Annotated in this window: 21 protein-coding genes; 20 read left to right on the forward strand and 1 reads right to left on the reverse strand. The window is 70.9% G+C overall.

Annotated elements, in window-relative coordinates; genetic code table 11:
* The first annotated feature begins 81 nt into the window (after window positions 1-81).
* The 17 genes from ABZX85_RS32900 (at window position 82) to ABZX85_RS32980 (ending at window position 11814) form a co-directional block, all read left to right on the forward strand.
* On the forward strand, window positions 82-249 hold the full coding sequence (locus tag ABZX85_RS32900) for a hypothetical protein (RefSeq protein ID WP_355876742.1): 168 nt from the start codon (window positions 82-84) through the stop codon (window positions 247-249).
* 109 nt (window positions 250-358) lie between these two features.
* Window positions 359-628, forward strand: a complete 270-nt coding sequence (locus ABZX85_RS32905; RefSeq protein ID WP_355876745.1) for a DUF6284 family protein — start codon at window positions 359-361, stop codon at window positions 626-628.
* Window positions 625-1077, forward strand: a complete 453-nt coding sequence (locus ABZX85_RS32910; RefSeq protein WP_355876748.1) for a Pycsar system effector family protein — start codon at window positions 625-627, stop codon at window positions 1075-1077. Before ABZX85_RS32905 ends, ABZX85_RS32910 begins: the two co-directional genes overlap by 4 nt.
* The gene (locus ABZX85_RS32915; RefSeq protein WP_355876751.1) at window positions 1074-1379 is read left to right on the forward strand and encodes a hypothetical protein; all 306 of its coding nucleotides are present in this window, start codon (window positions 1074-1076) and stop codon (window positions 1377-1379) included. Before ABZX85_RS32910 ends, ABZX85_RS32915 begins: the two co-directional genes overlap by 4 nt.
* On the forward strand, window positions 1376-2023 hold the full coding sequence (locus ABZX85_RS32920; RefSeq protein ID WP_355876754.1) for a GGDEF domain-containing protein: 648 nt from the start codon (window positions 1376-1378) through the stop codon (window positions 2021-2023). Before ABZX85_RS32915 ends, ABZX85_RS32920 begins: the two co-directional genes overlap by 4 nt.
* Entirely contained in the window at window positions 2020-2874 is an 855-nt protein-coding gene (locus ABZX85_RS32925; RefSeq protein ID WP_355876757.1) for a protein spdB, read from the forward strand. The genes ABZX85_RS32920 and ABZX85_RS32925 overlap by 4 nt, the downstream gene beginning before the upstream one ends.
* 46 nt (window positions 2875-2920) lie before the next feature.
* Entirely contained in the window at window positions 2921-3238 is a 318-nt protein-coding gene (locus ABZX85_RS32930) for a hypothetical protein (protein ID WP_355876760.1), read from the forward strand.
* 2 nt (window positions 3239-3240) lie between these two features.
* Window positions 3241-3555 carry a hypothetical protein gene (locus tag ABZX85_RS32935; protein ID WP_355876763.1) on the forward strand — a complete coding sequence of 105 codons (315 nt, stop codon included), beginning with the start codon at window positions 3241-3243 and terminating at the stop codon, window positions 3553-3555.
* A 127-nt stretch (window positions 3556-3682) separates the two neighbouring features.
* Complete coding sequence (locus tag ABZX85_RS32940; protein WP_355876766.1) at window positions 3683-5854, forward strand: FtsK/SpoIIIE domain-containing protein; 2172 nt, start codon at window positions 3683-3685, stop codon at window positions 5852-5854.
* A 238-nt stretch (window positions 5855-6092) separates the two neighbouring features.
* On the forward strand, window positions 6093-6599 hold the full coding sequence (locus ABZX85_RS32945; RefSeq protein WP_355876769.1) for a hypothetical protein: 507 nt from the start codon (window positions 6093-6095) through the stop codon (window positions 6597-6599).
* 16 nt (window positions 6600-6615) lie between these two features.
* Complete coding sequence (locus tag ABZX85_RS32950) at window positions 6616-7095, forward strand: hypothetical protein (RefSeq protein ID WP_355876770.1); 480 nt, start codon at window positions 6616-6618, stop codon at window positions 7093-7095.
* Window positions 7092-7382: a hypothetical protein gene (locus ABZX85_RS32955; protein ID WP_355876773.1), complete on the forward strand. Its 291-nt coding sequence runs from the start codon at window positions 7092-7094 to the stop codon at window positions 7380-7382. Before ABZX85_RS32950 ends, ABZX85_RS32955 begins: the two co-directional genes overlap by 4 nt.
* A gap of 88 nt (window positions 7383-7470) precedes the next feature.
* A complete protein-coding gene (locus tag ABZX85_RS32960; protein WP_355876774.1) occupies window positions 7471-8382 on the forward strand; it encodes a bifunctional DNA primase/polymerase in 912 nt (303 codons plus the stop codon).
* On the forward strand, window positions 8379-8714 hold the full coding sequence (locus tag ABZX85_RS32965) for a hypothetical protein (RefSeq protein WP_355876777.1): 336 nt from the start codon (window positions 8379-8381) through the stop codon (window positions 8712-8714). Before ABZX85_RS32960 ends, ABZX85_RS32965 begins: the two co-directional genes overlap by 4 nt.
* Window positions 8714-10168: a phage/plasmid primase, P4 family gene (locus ABZX85_RS32970; RefSeq protein ID WP_355877038.1), complete on the forward strand. Its 1455-nt coding sequence runs from the start codon at window positions 8714-8716 to the stop codon at window positions 10166-10168. Before ABZX85_RS32965 ends, ABZX85_RS32970 begins: the two co-directional genes overlap by 1 nt.
* A gap of 26 nt (window positions 10169-10194) precedes the next feature.
* A complete protein-coding gene (locus ABZX85_RS32975) occupies window positions 10195-10467 on the forward strand; it encodes a helix-turn-helix domain-containing protein (protein ID WP_355876780.1) in 273 nt (90 codons plus the stop codon).
* Between the two features lie 78 nt (window positions 10468-10545).
* Window positions 10546-11814 carry a site-specific integrase gene (locus ABZX85_RS32980; protein ID WP_355876783.1) on the forward strand — a complete coding sequence of 423 codons (1269 nt, stop codon included), beginning with the start codon at window positions 10546-10548 and terminating at the stop codon, window positions 11812-11814.
* 75 nt (window positions 11815-11889) lie between these two features.
* Here ABZX85_RS32980 and glnA read toward each other — a convergent pair whose 3' ends face one another.
* Window positions 11890-13251 carry a type I glutamate--ammonia ligase gene (glnA, locus tag ABZX85_RS32985; protein WP_355876786.1) on the reverse strand — a complete coding sequence of 454 codons (1362 nt, stop codon included), beginning with the start codon at window positions 13249-13251 and terminating at the stop codon, window positions 11890-11892.
* 420 nt (window positions 13252-13671) lie between these two features.
* Between glnA and ABZX85_RS32990 the strand changes: the two genes are divergently transcribed.
* The 3 genes from ABZX85_RS32990 (at window position 13672) to ABZX85_RS33000 (ending at window position 17079) form a co-directional block, all read left to right on the forward strand.
* On the forward strand, window positions 13672-14340 hold the full coding sequence (locus ABZX85_RS32990; RefSeq protein ID WP_355876789.1) for a DUF3105 domain-containing protein: 669 nt from the start codon (window positions 13672-13674) through the stop codon (window positions 14338-14340).
* Window positions 14337-14966, forward strand: a complete 630-nt coding sequence (locus tag ABZX85_RS32995; RefSeq protein WP_355876792.1) for a DUF305 domain-containing protein — start codon at window positions 14337-14339, stop codon at window positions 14964-14966. The genes ABZX85_RS32990 and ABZX85_RS32995 overlap by 4 nt, the downstream gene beginning before the upstream one ends.
* 169 nt (window positions 14967-15135) lie before the next feature.
* Window positions 15136-17079 (forward strand): S53 family peptidase, encoded by a 1944-nt coding sequence (locus tag ABZX85_RS33000; protein WP_355876795.1) that lies wholly within the window; start codon window positions 15136-15138, stop codon window positions 17077-17079.
* Window positions 17080-17081 lie beyond the last annotated feature (2 nt).

Genomic DNA, 17081 nt, shown 5'->3' on the forward strand with positions numbered 1-17081 from the left:
GCGCTTCGGCGTGCTGGCCGTACGGGCGGGTGGGGGGAGCCGGGCAATCCGACTCCATCTGTTGTGAGAGGACAACACCGGATGTTCAAGAAGCGCCACGGATTCGTCATCGTGCCGGCCGGCCGGGGCAGGGTTCGGTACTCCTGTTCCTGCGGCGCCGAGGGCTGGACGAGCAAGAGTTCCCGCTCCGCCTACCTGATGGGCAAGGAGCACGTGGCCAAAGCCGAAGCCCGCGCCAAGCGCAAGTAGCACCGCCGCGCAGACCGGCCCCACCCCGAAGACAACGGCGCGCACCCCCGGAGCTGGAACTCCGGGGGTGCTGTTCGAGCCGTTCAACCCTGGAAGGAACCACGGCCCGATGAACACCATTGTGACCGTTGCGGACGCCGTCACGGCGTTCGCGGACTGGACCGAACCGACCGCCGCCGAACTCGACGCCATCGAGCGGGAGATGCCCGTCATCCTCGCGGACGTCGACCTGTTGGACGCGTACATCGTGACCCTGGACCGCACGCCGACCGAGCTGGACGACCGGCGCATCCGCCGGGCCCGCAACCGGGCGCTCGCCGCACGCGTCGCACTGGCCAACCACACCACCGGCACGACGCTGCCGGGCGGTGCCGCATGAGCGACGCGCTGAAGGCCGTTGAGGCCGCGCACGCCGAGGTCAAGGCGGAGATCACGCGCACGGACACCAAGACGGGCCTGTTGCTGGCGTTCGTCGGTGCGGTGCTGGCTGGTGTGTGGACGGTCGCCAAGGACGCCCCCCTCACCCTCCCCGCCTGGATCGTCGGCGGGTTCGGCGTCACGGCGCTGGTCGGTGCGGCGGGCCTGCTGCTGCGGTCGACGCGCCCGAACCTGAAGGGCCGTCACGGGTTCCCGCTGTGGGCGACTCTGACCGGTGAAGAGATCGCCACCGCGCTCGCCGCCCGGGACATGGCGGCGGACGTCGCCGGGCTGTCGCGGCTGGCGGTCGTGAAGTTCACGTGCCTGCGCCGCGCGGTCGACGTCACCCTCGCCGGGTGCGCGCTGCTGATCGTGGCGGGCGTCCTCGCCGGGATCGGGGGCGCGCTGTGAACACCACGGACATACGGCTCGCCTCGCTCCCCGAACCGGTGGGCGCGCTGCTGCGGGCGGTCCATGACGCGCTGGACATCCCCCTGCCGGAGGTGACCGACGCGGACGAACGCGCGCACGCGTCGCTGATGCGGCGGCGTGCGGCGGACGCGCGGATCATCCTCGCGTTCGTCCTCGACGAGGGTCACGAGGTGGCCAACGCCACCGGGACGCTGCGTGCCTGGACGGCCCGGCGCCCGGTCACCTACACCCCCTGGAACGACCACACCGACACCCCCACGGTCGACGGAGGCGCGGTATGAGTGAGGTTCTGTTCGCCGCTGCGGCCGGTCTGCCGCTGGCGGCCGGCTGGTCGGTGCACGCCCTGTTGCTGGGCCGCCGGATCGAGGCGGCACGGCGTGACCCGCTGACCGGGCTATGGACGCGCGACGCGTTCGAGGACCGCGCCGCCTCGCTGCTGGACAAGCGCGGGGAGCGGGCGGTTCTCCTGCTTGACCTGGACTGGTTCAAGCAGATCAACGACACCCACGGGCATGCGGCCGGTGACGCGGTGATCCGCGCGACCGGGATGCGGCTGGGGGCGTGGGCCGCCGGGCACGGCGGGGTCGCGGGACGACTGGGCGGGGACGAGTTCGCCGCCGTCGTCGACGCCGGCGAGGGGCTGGGCGGCCGGGTGCTGGAGCTGTTCGGCAGCATCGAGCGGCCGGTCCTGTCCCAGGGCCGCTCCGTCGACGTGTCCGTGTCGGTCGGCGTCGCCCAACACCCGGGCCGTGGCGGGGACTTGTCCGCGCTGCTGCGGATCGCCGATGAGCGGATGTACATGGTCAAGCGGGAGGGCGGGGGCGCGAATATGGCCCCCGACGGCGCGACGATGCCCGTGCTGCCGACCGTCCACGGCCGTCGCTTCGGCCGGCCCGGGACCACCGGCAGGGAGGGCGTCCGATGAAGGCCCGTACAGGACTGCCGGCCGTCGCCATGACGGCCGTGTCCATGGTCCTGACCCTAGCCGTGGTGGTGATGTGGCTGGGGTCGGCGATGCCGTGGCCGGTCGCGCTGGTCGTCGGTGCAGGGATCGACGGTGGCTGGCTGGCGACCCTCGCCTACGAACGCCGTCTCGCCGCGCAGGGTGACCACAACCGTGCGGTGACCGGCGTCGGGTGGGGGTTCGGGCTGGTCGCGACCGGGGTCCTGGTCGCGCACGCGCTCACCTCCGAGTCGTACGCCGGCGCGTGGCTGGCGGTCGCGTGGCTGCCGGTCGGCGCGAAGCTGCTGTGGCTGGTCCACGGGCTGTGGGAGCGCACCGCCCTCACCCCCGCCGCACTGGACGCGATCGCCGGTATCCGGCAGGAAGCCCGCGACGAAGCCGCCGTGGCACGCGCCCGCCTGCGGGCCGAAGCGTCCACCGAGGAGACCCGCCTTGAGGCCGTGACGCAGGCAGGGTCACGCGTCGCACGCGTACAGGCCCGCACCGCCGGGACGCTCGCCGGGGCGTGGTCGACGCTGGAGACGGCCCGCAAGGGCGAGGGCACCGGCAGGGCGCTGACCAGCGTGACGACCCCCGTCACACCCGGCGTCACACCCCGCTGGGAACTCCCCGTCTGGGGGCCCACCGACCCGGTTCCGGCCCTGGAAGCGGGCCCCGGGCTGACGGACGACGCGCTCGACGCTCTGGTCGACGCGATCCGGCTCAGCGAGACCCCCGCGCTCTCCTACCGCGAGATGGCCGCACGCTTCCGCGCCGCCGGGCACTCCGCTTCCGAAGTCCGCCTGCGCGCGGCCTGGAAACGCGTCGCCTGACACCCCCGACACCTCCAACTCTGTTTCCCTGAGGGGGATTTGAATCATGGGTAAGCCCGACACCCGTCGTGTGGACCGTGCGCTGAGCGAGGCCACGACGAAGCTGGAAGCCGTGCGTGAGCGCGAGCTGTGGCCGTTGGACGGCCGGGAGAAGCGTGCGATCGTCGCCGCGATGGCCGGCGGCTCGTACCGGGTCCTGCGGGGCCGTGACACCAACCGCGCGGACCGCCGGCTGGAGAAGGAGTGGGCGGCTGCCGAACACCGGCTGACCGCCGAGATCTTCGCGCTGGAGAAGGAGCGGGAGCGGATCGTGGGCGAGGCCGCCGCCGCGAAAGCCGTCAAGAAGTCGTCCGGCTGGTGGTGACCATGCCCGCCGCACTTCCGGCAGGCCGGTGCGGTGCCGCACACCCCGACGACCCCACCCCGTGCGGCGGACCCGCCGCCGTGACAATCGCCGACTCCCACGGGGCGGTCGTCGGCGGGTGCGAGCATCACGCCGCCCGGATGCTCGCCTCCCTCGACGGCGCCCGCGTCGCCCCGCTCCCGGCCGGTCCGGCGGGTGCGGCGGTCCGGGTGTTCACCGCCGCCGACACCCTCCGGCCGTTCTGCTGGATCGACGGCCCCCTCACCCTTCCCTCGCAGCTCAGCCGCGCGGAGAACCGCGACCGCGACCGCCGCTGAACCTCTCCGCCGCCCCCGCCGTCTCGCCCGTGTCGTGTCCGGGCGGGCGGGGGTGGCCTCTTCCCTCCCTCGCCGTTCCTTCCCCTCCAGCCTTGCTGCCGGGGGGAGTTGAGGAGTTTCCCCTGTCATGTCCGAGAGCGTCGTACGACTGATCAAAGACCCCACCCCGCCCGCCGACACCCCCACCCCCGCCGCGTCCGCCGACGCCGGCGGGCCGGTCCTGACCCTCGTTACCGTCCCCGCACCCGCGTCGGCGCCGGCGTCGGGTGGGGAGGCGGTGGACCGGGCGGACAACCCCCTCGCGGACTGGCTGACCGTCCCCGACAGCCCCCTCCTGCCCGTGTGGGCGCGCTCCACGGCGTCGGTTACGGCGAACGCCCGCGCGTTCGGACGCCTCACCTGGTGGCACACCCGCTACCACGGCTTCCGCACCCCGAAATACCTGGTCAAGACCATGCTGCTGGCGGCGCGCGGCTTCTACCGGGCCGGGACCGGCCTGTGGCCCACCCTGTCCGCGCAGGACCACACCGCCACCGTCCGCGCGCTGCGGGCGCAGGTGAAAGCGCGCCCCGAGGACGTCGACCTCGCCACCCGCCTTCAGATGGCCCACTACGCCCGCACCCAGACCCGCAGGTGGCGCTTCGGCGCGGCGGCCGGTGCGGTCGCCGCCGCAGCGACCGGGATCGTGCTCGCCCCGCCGCTGCTCCAGATCGGTGCGGCGGCGGCCGTCATGGCGCCCCTGGCCTACCTCGGGCGCGGCAAGGAGACCCGCCTGCTCGATCAGGCGGCGCCGCCGCTGAAGGTGGACATGTCCGCGCAGCAGCTCAACGACGCGCTCCGCGCCGCCGGCCTCCTCAAAAGCGGCAGCGGCAAGGACGACAAGGACCTTCCGCGCGTGGCGTGCACGATGGGCCCGGTCCGCGACGGACGCGGCTGGGCCGTGATCTTCGACCTCCCGCGCGGCGGCGGCAAGACCGCCTCCGACGTCCTCGCCAAACGCGAGGTCATCGCGCAGGAACTCGGGGTCGACGAGATCCAGGTCATCATGTCCCGCGTCCGCGCCGCCAAGGGAGGCAACGCCGGCCGCGTCTCGATGTGGGTCGCCGACGACGACCCCTACCTCGGCACCCCGAACCCCTCCCCGCTGGAGAAGGCGGAGAAGTTCTCGATCTGGGAGCCGGTCCCCTTCGGGCAGGACGCGCGCGGCAACCGCATCGACGTCCCCGTCATGTGGCAGTCGATGTTCTTCGGCGGACTCCCCCGACGCGGCAAGACGTTCACACAGCGCCTGCTGACGGCGGCCGGTCTGCTGGACGCCTACGTGCGGCACTACGTCGCGGACGGCAAGGGCGGCGCCGACTGGATGCCCATGAAAGCCGTCGCCCACCGCCTCGTCATGGGCGCCGAGGACGACGCGATCGAAGCCCTCAAGGCCATGCTCCGCGAGCTGCTGGGGGAGATGGAGCGCCGGTTCGCGCTGCTGAGGGACCTCCCGACGTCGGTGTGCCCAGAGGGCAAACTCACCCCCGACATCATGGTCAAGTACAACCTGCCCGTCATCTTCGTCACCATCGACGAGTTGCAGGAGTACTTCACCGCGATGGAACGCGAGGACCGCGAACAGGTCATCAACGACCTCTGCCGCGTCGCCCGACGCGGCCCGGCCGCCGGGTTCATCTGCAACTTCGCCTCCCAGCGCCCCGACGCCGAATCCGTCCCCTCGAAGCTGCGGGAGATCATCACCATCCGCTACTCGACCCAGGTCGTCGACCGCACGTCGTCAGACATGGTGCTGGGCAAGGGCAAGGCCGCACAGGGCGCCGACGCGTCCGTCCTCTCCGAGGACCACAAGGGCGTGGGTGTGCTGGTCACCGGCCCCGCCTCGTACGTCACCGTGCGCGCCGACTACCTCGACGGCCCCGCGTTCGCCGCCCTCTGCCGCAAGGGCCGTGCCCTGCGCGAGGCGGCCGGGCAGCTCACCGGCGACGCGGCCGGGGACGTCACCGCCGCCGCCGACGCCGCCGGCCTCACCGTCGCGGCGATCGTCTCCGACGCGCTGGAGGTCATGCGGCACTCTCCGCGCATGTTCACCACCGACCTCCTCTCCGGACTCGTCAACCTCGACGAAGACGTCTACGGCGACTTCAACGCCGAACGCCTCGCCGCAGAGTTGGAGGCGGCCGGTGTGAAGCGCACCAGCAAGCAGGTGAAGATCAGCGGCGCCAACGCCGCCGGCTACCAACGCCGCGACATCGAGGCCGCCGTCCCCGCCGAGATCCTCCTCAGCACCGGCCGGTAAAGCCCCTCCCCCCTACCCGGACCCTGCCCGGCACCCCCGCTACCCCGCCCGCCGCCGTGATCTACGGGCGGGGTCCGGTAGCGGGGGCCCATTACCCCGGTCATGGGGTGGGTAGAGGGGTCTGACCTGCGAGGTAAGGCAGGTAGAGGGGGGCGTACGGCCCCCTGATCAACCCCTGTGTACGGCTCTTTCGGCGGGGTGTCCCGCCCGCCCACGATCCAGAACCGAGGTTCCCGTCATGCTGCCCGACACCACCCCCACCACCGGCCCGGCCGGCGCCGCGCTGAGCGAGGCCGCCGCTGAAGCCGAGGCCGCACGGATCATCGCCGACGCCTACCGCCCCACCCCCACCCTGCCCTCCGCCTACCGCGACACCAGCCCCCTCCCCGCCCACGGCGACACCCCGCCCGTCCCCCAGCCCGGCATCCCCCCGATGTCCCAGCGCGCGGTGGACGCGTCCCGGCTCATCCTCACCACCGGCCTCGCCACCGTCCCGCCCGGCCTGATCGCCATCGGCATCCTGATCGCCTCCCGGCAGGCCGACCCCACCGTCATCGGCATGATCTGCGCCGCCCCCGCCGCCGTCGCCGTACCCGTCCTCGCCCTCGCCCGCCTCCTCACCCGCGCCGCCGAAGCCGCCCCGGACACACACCACCACCACTACCAGGGGCCCGTCCACCAGGAGTCGACCACCACCCACACCCGGGCCGTGTTCGCCCGCACCCACAACGACAACCGCCACTGACCACAAGGACCGACCCATGTTCGAGATCCGCGTCATCTGTGACCCCGACGACACCGACCGCGTCACCGCCGCACTGGCCGACGCCTTCGCCCTCAATTCCGTCCGCGACTACGCCACCCGCGACGGCAAGGAGCGGCGCCTGTACATCACCGCCGGCCACAGCGCCCTCCGCTCCACCCTCAGCGACGACCTCATCGAGCACCGGCGCGCGCAGAGCCACCCGGCCTACACCGGCGCCCCCGGCCTGCGCGAAGAGACGGAATGGCTGATCTCCCAGGCCAACACCGGCCGCTCCGACCGGGAATGGTGGCTGCGCCGCGCCGCCCTCGACGACCGCTTCCACCCCGGCGGACAGGCCGACTACGTCGCCCGCGCTCTCATCGCCCTGGACGGCGCCACCGAGACGGACAACCCCCGCGACTACGTCCGAGAGCAGTACGGCAAATGGCGCGAGCACTACGCCATCTGGCGCGACCGGGAAGGCCGACACCTGTGATCCGACTCCGCATCAAGGTCGTCCACTGGCCGCGCCGCACGCTGGTCCTGACCGACACCCCCCGCCCCGACTGCCCGGTCTGCGAGGGACTGGGCGGCATCGAACACCACTACCTCGACCACGCCGGCGAGTACGGCGGAAGCGACTGGGAACCCTGCGGCTGCTGGAACGAACACCGCCGCTACCGCCTGATCCCCCTGCCCGACCAGCCCCGCCGGTGGCGCCGCCTCACCGTCGACCGCGACCCGTGGGGACCCGCCGGCTACAGCGACGAACCCCCCTTCTAGATACGCCAAGAGCGGCCCCTCATTCCGCCAAGAACCGGGGCCGCTCTTGCCAACCAGCCCACTACAGACCTGTTGGAGGTCACCCAGCATGACCCAACCGACCCCCCTCCCGCGAGCCCCCCACGCGGCCACCCCTCTGCGCACCGCCCTCGCCCTCGCAGCGGCCGGCACCCCGGTGCTGCCCCTGCGCGCGGGAAAGGTCCCGTTCGGCAACTGCCGCATCTGCGCGGGCACCCCGCCCCGCTGCGGCGGACGGCCGAACATGAAGACGCCGGGCCCCTGCACATGCCCGGCGCCGTGCCACGCATGGGCCGCCGCCACCACCGACCCGCACACCCTCACCTCCCCCGCGTGGGCATCGGCGTGGCGTGAGGCGGCAGCCGTCGCCTACCACCCCGGCGGCGCCGGACTCACCGTCGTCGACCTCGACGACCAGGCCGCCGTCACCTGGGCGCACGCCACCCTCCCCGCGACCCGGACCGTGGTGACGACGCGGGGTGAGCACTGGATCTACCAGGGCGTCATGCCGTCGTCGAACGGCGTCCGGCCTGGTATCGACGTCAAGTCCGTGATGCAGTACGCCCGCTGGCTGGGTCCCGGCACCGGCCGCACAGCCGAACTCCCCGAGTCCGTGCGCGCCCTGGTCGTGAGGGAAGACACCACCCCCGCCCGCAGGGAGGTGGCCTCTTCCCTCACCGGCCGCACCCCGTGGAGCCGCCCGGTGGCCACCGGATGCCGCCACACCGACCGCTACGTCCGCACCGGACTCGAACGCGGCCTCACCCTCGTACGGACCCGGACCGAGTCCGGCGCCGCCTCGCAGGCGTTCGGCGTCGCCCGCTTCCTCGCCGCCCAGCACACCGCATGCCCCGGCCCCTGCGGACTCGCAGCAATCGGCGAGGAGATCGTGACCGCCGCCGTCACCGTCGGCGTCCCCGAGGACTACGCCCGCCGCGCGGTCACCAACGGCCTTGAGACGCCCGGGGAGCACGCGGCATGAACAAAGCATCACGAAACCCCGCGAACGGCCCTCAGGGCGCCGTACAGCGTCCGCCCAGCCCGGCCGTAGGCGAACCGGCGAACGCCGCCCGCAAGGGCGTCCCTTCAGCTCTTCGCCCGGACGCGCGGACCGGAGACGGCCGCCACCCCGTCGCGTGGCTGACCATCACCGCCTCGCGCGGCGCGTTCCCCACCGCCACCTCCACCTGCGCGTGCGGACGCGACCGCAGCGCCGTCGGCCACGGCAAGGTGCACGCCCTGATCGCCGACCACACCGCCCACCGCGAGGTCTGCCCCCTCCGTACCCCCCAGGAAGGGAGGGCCGCAGCGTGATGGACACCCGCCCCGACAACGACCCGAGCGAGGAACTCCCGCCGCCGTCCAACCCCCTGGCCGTCGCTCGCCGTCTCCTGCCGGACTGGCAGAGCGAGAACGGACAGTTGGTATGTCGACGCTGGCGCGCGTCCTGGATGCGCTGGACGGGAACGTGCTGGCGCGAGATGGACGAAGCGCAGGTGCGTGCGGCCATGTACACCCGTCTCGAACACTCCGTCTACCTCGCCCCGACCAAGGAAGGGGAGTTCGAGGAACGCGACTGGGCGCCCACGAAACAGAAGATCGGCAACCTTCTCGACGCGTTGGGCGCCATCACCCTGCTGCCCACCGACACCGACGCCCCCAGCTGGATCGACGGAGGAGACGCGGCGGACGCCGGGCCGATGGTGGCGTGCGAGAACGGCCTTCTCAGGATCGAAGACCGTGCTCTGCTGCCGCACGGGCCCGGGTTCTTCAACCTGGTCTCCGTCCCCTTCGCCTACGACCCGGCCGCGAGCGCGCCGACGTGGGAACGCTTCCTGGAACAGATCTGGCCCGAGGACCCCGACGCCGTCGCCGCTCTTCAGGAGTGGTTCGGCTACGTCCTCTCCGGCCGGACCGACCAGCAGAAGATCCTGCTCATCGTCGGTCCGTCCCGCTCCGGCAAGGGCACCATCGCCCGCGTCCTCAAAGAGCTGGTCGGCAAAGAGAACCTCGCCGGACCCACCCTCGCCGGACTCGGCACGAACTTCGGCCTGTCCACGCTCATCGGCAAACCGCTCGCGGTCATCTCCGACGCCCGTCTGTCCGGCAACGACAACAGCCAGGTCGTCGAACGGCTGCTGACGATCTCCGGCGAGGACACCATCGACATCGACCGCAAGTACCGCGCGGTGTGGACCGGCAAGCTTCCGACCCGGCTGGTGATCCTCTCCAACGAGCTGCCGCACTTCGGCGACTCCTCCGGCGTGATCGCCCGCCGCTTCGTGCTGCTCAACATGCGGGTGTCGTGGCTGGGCAAGGAAGACCCCACCCTGTTCGACCGGCTCACCGCCGAGATGCCCGGCATCCTCAACTGGGCCCTGGAAGGACTCGCCCGACTCCAGCGCACCGGCCGGATCACCGAACCGGCATCCAGCCGCGAAGCGGTCACCACCATGCAGGACACCGCCTCGCCCACGTCCGCGTTCATCCGGGAACGCTGCACCACCGGCCCCACCTGCTCCGTGCCCGTGGACGCCCTGTGGACGGTCTGGCGGGAGTGGGCAGAGGACAACGGCGTACGCCCCGGCACCAAGCAGGTGTTCGGCCGCAACCTGCTCTCCGTCATCCCCCAGCTCAGCCGCTCCCGGCCTCGCGACGCGTACGGCCGACAGGTGGTCACCTACACCGGGATCACCCTCAACATGTCCGAACCACATTTGCCTGAGTCGCGACTCATCGCGTCTCAAGGCATCTCTGAGAGCCGCTGAGTGCCGATGAGTCGCGACTCAGGGGAATGTATTTGCAACTTGCGGAGGACTCAGTGAGCTCACCCGCCCCCGTCCGGACCGACCCCCGTGCCACCCTCCGGGGCGGCCTCCCCGACCGGTACCTCACCCCCGACGACATCGCCGAGATCTTCGAGGTACCTCTCGAAACCGTCTACCAGTGGCGCAAGAAGCGCACCGGCCCGCCCGGATTCCGCATCGGCAAGCACGTCCGCTACGACCCGGCCGACGTGCACGCCTACGTCACCGACCGCAAGCACGCCGACCAGGCCGCCGCCTGACACAGCTACACAGCAAACACCGGGGAGGGGCACACTGTGCCCCTCCCTTCCTCATGCCCAGAAGGGACCACGCCCCAGATGGCCGGCCACATCCAAGACCGCTGGTTCAAGACCGAGGAGAACCCCGACGGCAAAGAGGTGCGCGTCCGCACCGATCGCTACGGCACCGGCCTGCGCTACCGCGCCCGCTACGTCGGCCCCGACGGCACCGAGAAGTCCAAGAGCTTCCGCGATGGGCAAAAGCGCCTTGCTGAGAAATGGCTCTCGAAGATCGAGAGCGACATGGACAGTGGCAACTACGTCGACCCGAAAGCCAGTCGGACGACATTCCGGCAGTACGCCGAGAAGTGGCTGAAAACCCAGACCACCGACCTCACGACCCGAGAGACGGTCACCTCCTCAGTTCGCGGCCACGCGCTCCCCTATCTCGGGTCACGCCCCCTTGGTTCCTTCAAGCCCGAGCACATTCGCGACTGGCTCAGCGAGTTGGAGCGGGCCGTACCGGCGACGTCGTACCGGCGCGTGATCTACAACAACGTGTCGACCATCATCAACGCGGCCGTGGACGATGGCCACCTGGCCAAGAACCCGTGCCACGCGCAATCCGTACGCCCTCCCGCGCCGGGAACCGGCCGTGTGGTGCCGTGGACGACTGAACGGGTCTTCGGCGTCCGGGAGGCGCTTCCGGAGCGCTTTCGCGCGGCGGTCGACCTCGGAGCGGGATGCGGCCTGCGGCAAGGGGAGATCTTCGGACTCCCCGTCGATGAAATCGACTTCGAGTCCGGGTGGCTGCACATCGTGAATCAGGTCAAGGTGACGTCCGAGGGTCTCGTCTTCGGCCCGCCGAAGCGAGACAAGCTCCGTGACGTCCCCCTGCCCGACCGAGTGGCGGACGTCCTGAAGCTCCACATGAAGGAGTTCCCGCCGGTCTCAGTCACCCTGCCGTGGCTGCGGAAGGACGGCCGCCAGGTGACGCGCAAGCTGTTGTTCACCCGCCTCGATGGCGCGGGGGCGGTCCGGCGGACCGACTTCAACGACCGCGCTTGGAAGCCCGCCCTTGCCTCGGCCGGCGTGATACCGGAGCCGAAGCCGGGCGCGCGTCACCAGGCGGCCCGCGAACACGGGATGCACGCCCTGAGGCACTTCTACGCGTCGGTGCTGCTGCACGCCGGGGAGAACATCAAGGCGCTGAGCCACTACCTTGGGCACAACGATCCGGGGTTCACGCTGCGGGTGTACACGCACCTCATGCCGAGTAGCGACGCGCGGGCCCGGAACGCCGTGAACGACCTGTACGCGGCCCCCGATCCCGCGCCGGACGGCCCACAGACGGCCCACAGGCACTGAGACGACGTGGGGCCGACGGTCACAACCCATCGGCCCCACTCTCGTGTTCTGCGGGAAACCCGCCCTGACCTGCCCTTACAGCACCGGCAAGTTCTTCCGCAGCTCGAACGCCGTCACCTCGCTGCGGTACTCCTCCCACTCCTGCCGCTTGTTGCGCAGGAAGAAGTCGAAGACGTGCTCGCCGAGGGTCTCGGCGACGAGGTCGCTGCGTTCCATGAGGGTGAGGGCCTCGCCCAGGTTCTGGGGGAGGGGTTCGATGCCCATGGCGCGGCGTTCGGCGTCGGAGAGGGCCCAGACGTCGTCCTCGGCGCCTGCCGGGAGTTCGTAGCCTTCCTCCACGCCCTTGAGGCCGGCCGCGAGGAGGAGCGCGTACGCCAGGTACGGGTTGGCGCCGGAGTCCAGGGAGCGGACCTCGATGCGGGCGGAGCCGGTCTTGCCGGGCTTGTACATGGGGACGCGGACGAGGGCGGAGCGGTTGTTGTGGCCCCAGCAGATGTAGGAGGGGGCCTCACCGCCGGCGCCGGCCGTGCGCTCCGTACCGCCCCAGATCCGCTTGTAGCTGTTGACCCACTGGTTCGTGACGGCGGAGACCTCCGCGGCGTGCTTCAGCAGGCCCGCGATGAAGGAGCGGCCGACCTTGGAGAGCTGGTACTCGGAGCCGGACTCGTAGAACGCGTTGCGGTCGCCCTCGAAGAGGGAGAGGTGCGTGTGCATACCGGAACCGGGGTGTTCCGAGAACGGCTTCGGCATGAACGTCGCCTGCACGCCCTGCTCCAGCGCGACCTGCTTCATGACGAGGCGGAACGTCATGATGTTGTCGGCGGTGGAGAGCGCGTCGGCGTACCGGAGGTCGATCTCCTGCTGGCCCGGCGCGCCCTCGTGGTGCGAGAACTCGACCGAGATGCCCATGGACTCCAGCATGGTGATCGCCTGGCGGCGGAAGTCCATGCCGATGTTCTGGGGGGTGTGGTCGAAGTAGCCGGAGTTGTCGGCGGGGGTGGGACGGGAGCCGTCGAGGGGGCGGTCCTTCAGCAGGAAGAACTCGATCTCGGGGTGCGTGTAGAAGGTGAACCCGAGGTCGGAGGCGCGGGCGAGGGCGCGCTTGAGGACGTAGCGGGGGTCCGCGAAGGACGGGGAGCCGTCGGGCATGAGGATGTCGCAGAACATCCGGGCCGTGCCGGGGGCCTCCGCGCGCCAGGGCAGCACCTGGAAGGTGGACGGGTCGGGCTTGGCGATCATGTCCGACTCGTATACGCGGGCGAAGCCCTCGATGGCGGAGCCGTCGAAGCCGATGCCCTCGTCGAACGCCTGCTCAAGCTCGGCCGGGGCCACCGCCACGGACTTGAGGAAGCCCAGCACGTCCGTGAACCACAGACGTACGAACCGGATGTCGCGCTCCTCCAACGTCCGGAGCACGAACTCCTGCTGCTTGTCCATCTTCCGCTTCCCCATCCTTGCTGGTCAGGCCGCCGGCCCCTCGTCCCTTCGGGAGGCGGTCGGGCACCCGAGCATCACACCACAACACCGTTTCGTACGCGTTGCGGACCATGATCACCCATCTGGCCCCCGCCTGAACGCCTCACGTACGCCAGGTGTACCGCTGCCCCACCCATCTTGCCTGCTCGGACCGGCATCCGTAATGCCCGCCCCCGCCGACTTGCCGGAAGCCGCTCCCCATCCGCTCCCTCGACGGCCCAGAACGCCACATAGGACGCTTATCACACCGCCACTTCCGCGCCATCCGTCTCCTTGGCCATGACCTCTCTACACCACCCCCCGCCTCCCGCATTACGATCAGCCCACTCGAACGCCTCGAACACCCCCCACCGCCCACGCCCCGGAGAAGGACACAGACCCATGGGTTCCGCTAACAAGACCGGCAGTGCCGAGCGCAAGGCGCGAATAGAGGAGATGCGGCGGGCCGAGAAGGCCAGGGAGCGGCGCAACCGGCTGCTGATCATCGTCGGCAGTGTCGTGGCCGTCGCCGGTCTCGTCGCCGGCGGTGTCTTCGTGATCGAGAAGAACAAGGACGACAACGACGCCAAGGCGGTCGCGGACGCGAAGTCCTCGGGGAAGTTCGAGGTCGGGTCGGACGGCGTCAAGACCTGGAAGGGCACGCTGGGCCGGACCCACGTGACCAAGAAGGTGACGTACCCGACCGTGCCCCCGGTCGGCGGGGATCACGCCGCGGTGTGGATGAACTGCAACGGCGACGTCTACTCCAAGGCCGTGAACGACATGAACGCCGTGCACTCGCTGGAGCACGGCGCGGTGTGGGTGACGTACAACGCGAAGGCCGCGAAGGCCGACGTCGACGCGCTGGCCGAGAAGGTCAAGAAGACGCCGTACACGCTGATGAGCCCGGACGACAAGCAGGCCGACCCGATCATGCTGACGGCGTGGGGCCACCAGCGGACGGTGACGGCGGCGAGCGACCCGAACGTCGACAAGTTCTTCGAGAAGTACGTGCAGGGCGAGCAGACCCCGGAGCCGGGCGCGGCGTGCACGGGCGGGCTGGCGCAGTGAGGCTCGCACCCCTCCTCACCGGCGCGGCGGTGACCGCGCTGCTGGCGGCCGGCGGCATCGCGTACGCGGTGACACAGGACGACGGCTCCGGTACGACGCTGTCGGTCCCCGCGGCCGACTCCGCCGACGCCGGTTTCGCCCGGGACATGGCCGTCCATCACCAGCAGGCCGTGGAGATGTCGTACATCGTGCGGGACCGCACGGACGACGAGGAGGTCCGCAGGCTGGCCTACGACATCGCGCAGACGCAGGCCAACCAGCGGGGCATGCTGATCGGCTGGCTGGACCTGTGGGGGCTGCCCAAGGTGTCCTCCCAGGCGCCGATGACCTGGATGGGCATGGGCGACATGGCGGAGGCGAAGGACGGCTCGCTGATGCCCGGCATGGCCACCAACACCGAGCTGGACAAGCTGCGTTCGCTCAGCGGCAAGCAGGCCGAGGTGTTCTTCCTCCAGCTGATGACCGACCACCACAAGGGCGGGGTGCACATGGCGCAGGGGTGCGTCTCCAAGTGCACGGTCGAGGTGGAGAAGCGGCTCGCCCAGGGGATGGTCGCGGCGCAGGAGTCGGAGATCGGGCTGATGGCGGACATGCTCAAGGCGCGGGGGGCGGCGGCAAGGCCGTAGGGTTTTCCCTACAGTTCACGTACGAACCAGCCGAATTCACCCAAGACACACCCCACTTGGGCTCCTCTTAACCTGCGCATTCCCCTGGCATGAACGGTTCATAGCGAGAGTGGCGGCTCCGGGTGACCCACCCGACCCACCCGTGACGAACCACGAAACAGGGGGTCTCATGAGATCCAACCGTGCCGCGCTGCGCACCGGAGTGAGCCTGGCGGCGACGCTGCCCATGGTCGCCGGCGCACTGGCGCTCGGCATACCCGCGGCCCACGCCGCGGACACCCCGGCCCGCTCCACGCTGGCCGGGACCAAGCCGGCGTGGGCGACCGCGCAGGCGGACAAGGGCGCGACCGCGGACAGTGCCGCGGTCAACGCCCGGGTCTACCTCGCGGGGCGCGACGCCAAGGGCCTCGCCGCCCTCGCGAAGGCCGTCTCCGACCCGAACTCGGCCGCGTACGGCACCTACTTGACGGCCCAGCAGGCGCAGTCCCGCTTCGGCGCGACCCAGGCTCAGGTGGCCGCGGTTCAGGCGTGGCTGACCAAGGCCGGCCTCCAGGTCACCGGCACGACGCAGCACTACGTGTCGGTCCGCGGCGATGTCGCCTCCGCGGAGAAGGCGTTCGGCACCCAGCTGCACAACTACGCGAAGAGCGGCCACACTTACCGCGCCCCCGCCAAGGCGGCCACCGTCCCGGCGAGCCTGAACGACGCCGTCCTGACCGTCACCGGTCTCGACAACGCCCCGCACCGGGCCGACGCCAAGGACCAACTCCCGGCCCCGGCGGCGGTGTTCAAGAACGCCGGCCCGTTCTCCTCGTACTACGGCTCCAACACGGCCTCGACGCTGCCCACCGCGTACGGCTCGAAGATCCCGTACGCCGTGCAGGGCTACACCGGCAAGCAGCTGCGTGCCGCGTACGGCGCCGGCAAGTACACCGGCAAGGGCGTGCGCGTCGCCATCACCGACGCCTTCGCCTCCCCGACGATCGCCTTCGACGCCGCGACCTACGCCAAGGCGCACGGCGACGCGAAGTGGAAGTCGGGCCAGCTCACGCAGGTGCTGCCGAAGACGTACACGCAGACCACCGAATGCGACGCGTCCGGCTGGTACGGCGAGGAGACCCTCGACGTCGAGGCCGTGCACGCGGTCGCGCCGGACGCGGGAGTGACGTACGTCGGCGCGGCCTCCTGCAACGACGACGACCTGCTCGACGCCCTCAACAAGGTCGTCGACAACCACCTGGCCGACATCGTCTCCAACTCGTGGGGAGACATCGAGGCCAACCAGACGCCCGATCTGGCGGCGGCCTACGACCAGACGTTCCAGTTCGGCGCGGTCGAGGGCATCGGCTTCTACTTCTCCTCCGGTGACGACGGCGACGAGGTCGCCAACACCGGCACCAAGCAGGTCGACACCCCGGCCAACTCGGCGTGGGTGACGGCGGTCGGCGGTACCTCGCTGGCCGTCGGCAAGGGCGACTCGTACCTGTGGGAGACCGGCTGGGGCACCCAGAAGGCGGTTCTCGCGGCGGACGGCAAGAGCTGGACCGGCTTCCCCGGCCCGTTCACCTCCGGCGCGGGCGGCGGCACGAGCAAGACCGTCGCCGAGCCCTTCTACCAGAAGGGGGTCGTGCCGAACGCGCTCGCCCAGGCCAACAGCGCCGCCGGCAACCGCGTCGTCCCGGACATCGCGGCGATCGCCGACCCGAACACCGGCTTCAAGGTCGGCCAGACCCAGACCTTCCCGGACGGCTCGCAGCAGTACAGCGAGTACCGCATCGGCGGCACCTCGCTCGCCGCGCCGGTCATCGCCGCCGTCCAGGCGCTCGCCCAGCAGGCGCGCGGCGGCAAGGCGATCGGCTTCGCGAACCCGCAGATCTACGCGAAGTACGGCACGAAGGTCTTCCACGACGTCACCGACAACCCGACCGGCTCGGGTCTCGCGGTCGCCCGTCTCGACTTCGTCAACGGCTACGACGCGACCGGCGGCGTCACGACGTCCGTGCGCAGCCTCGGCAAGGACAGCTCGCTGTCGGCCGTGAAGGGCTACGACGACGTGACCGGCGTGGGCAGCCCGGCCAAGGGCTACGTCGAGTCGTATCGCGGCAAGCACTGATC

This window comes from Streptomyces sp. NPDC004539 (assembly GCF_040610055.1).
GTDB lineage: Bacteria > Actinomycetota > Actinomycetes > Streptomycetales > Streptomycetaceae > Streptomyces.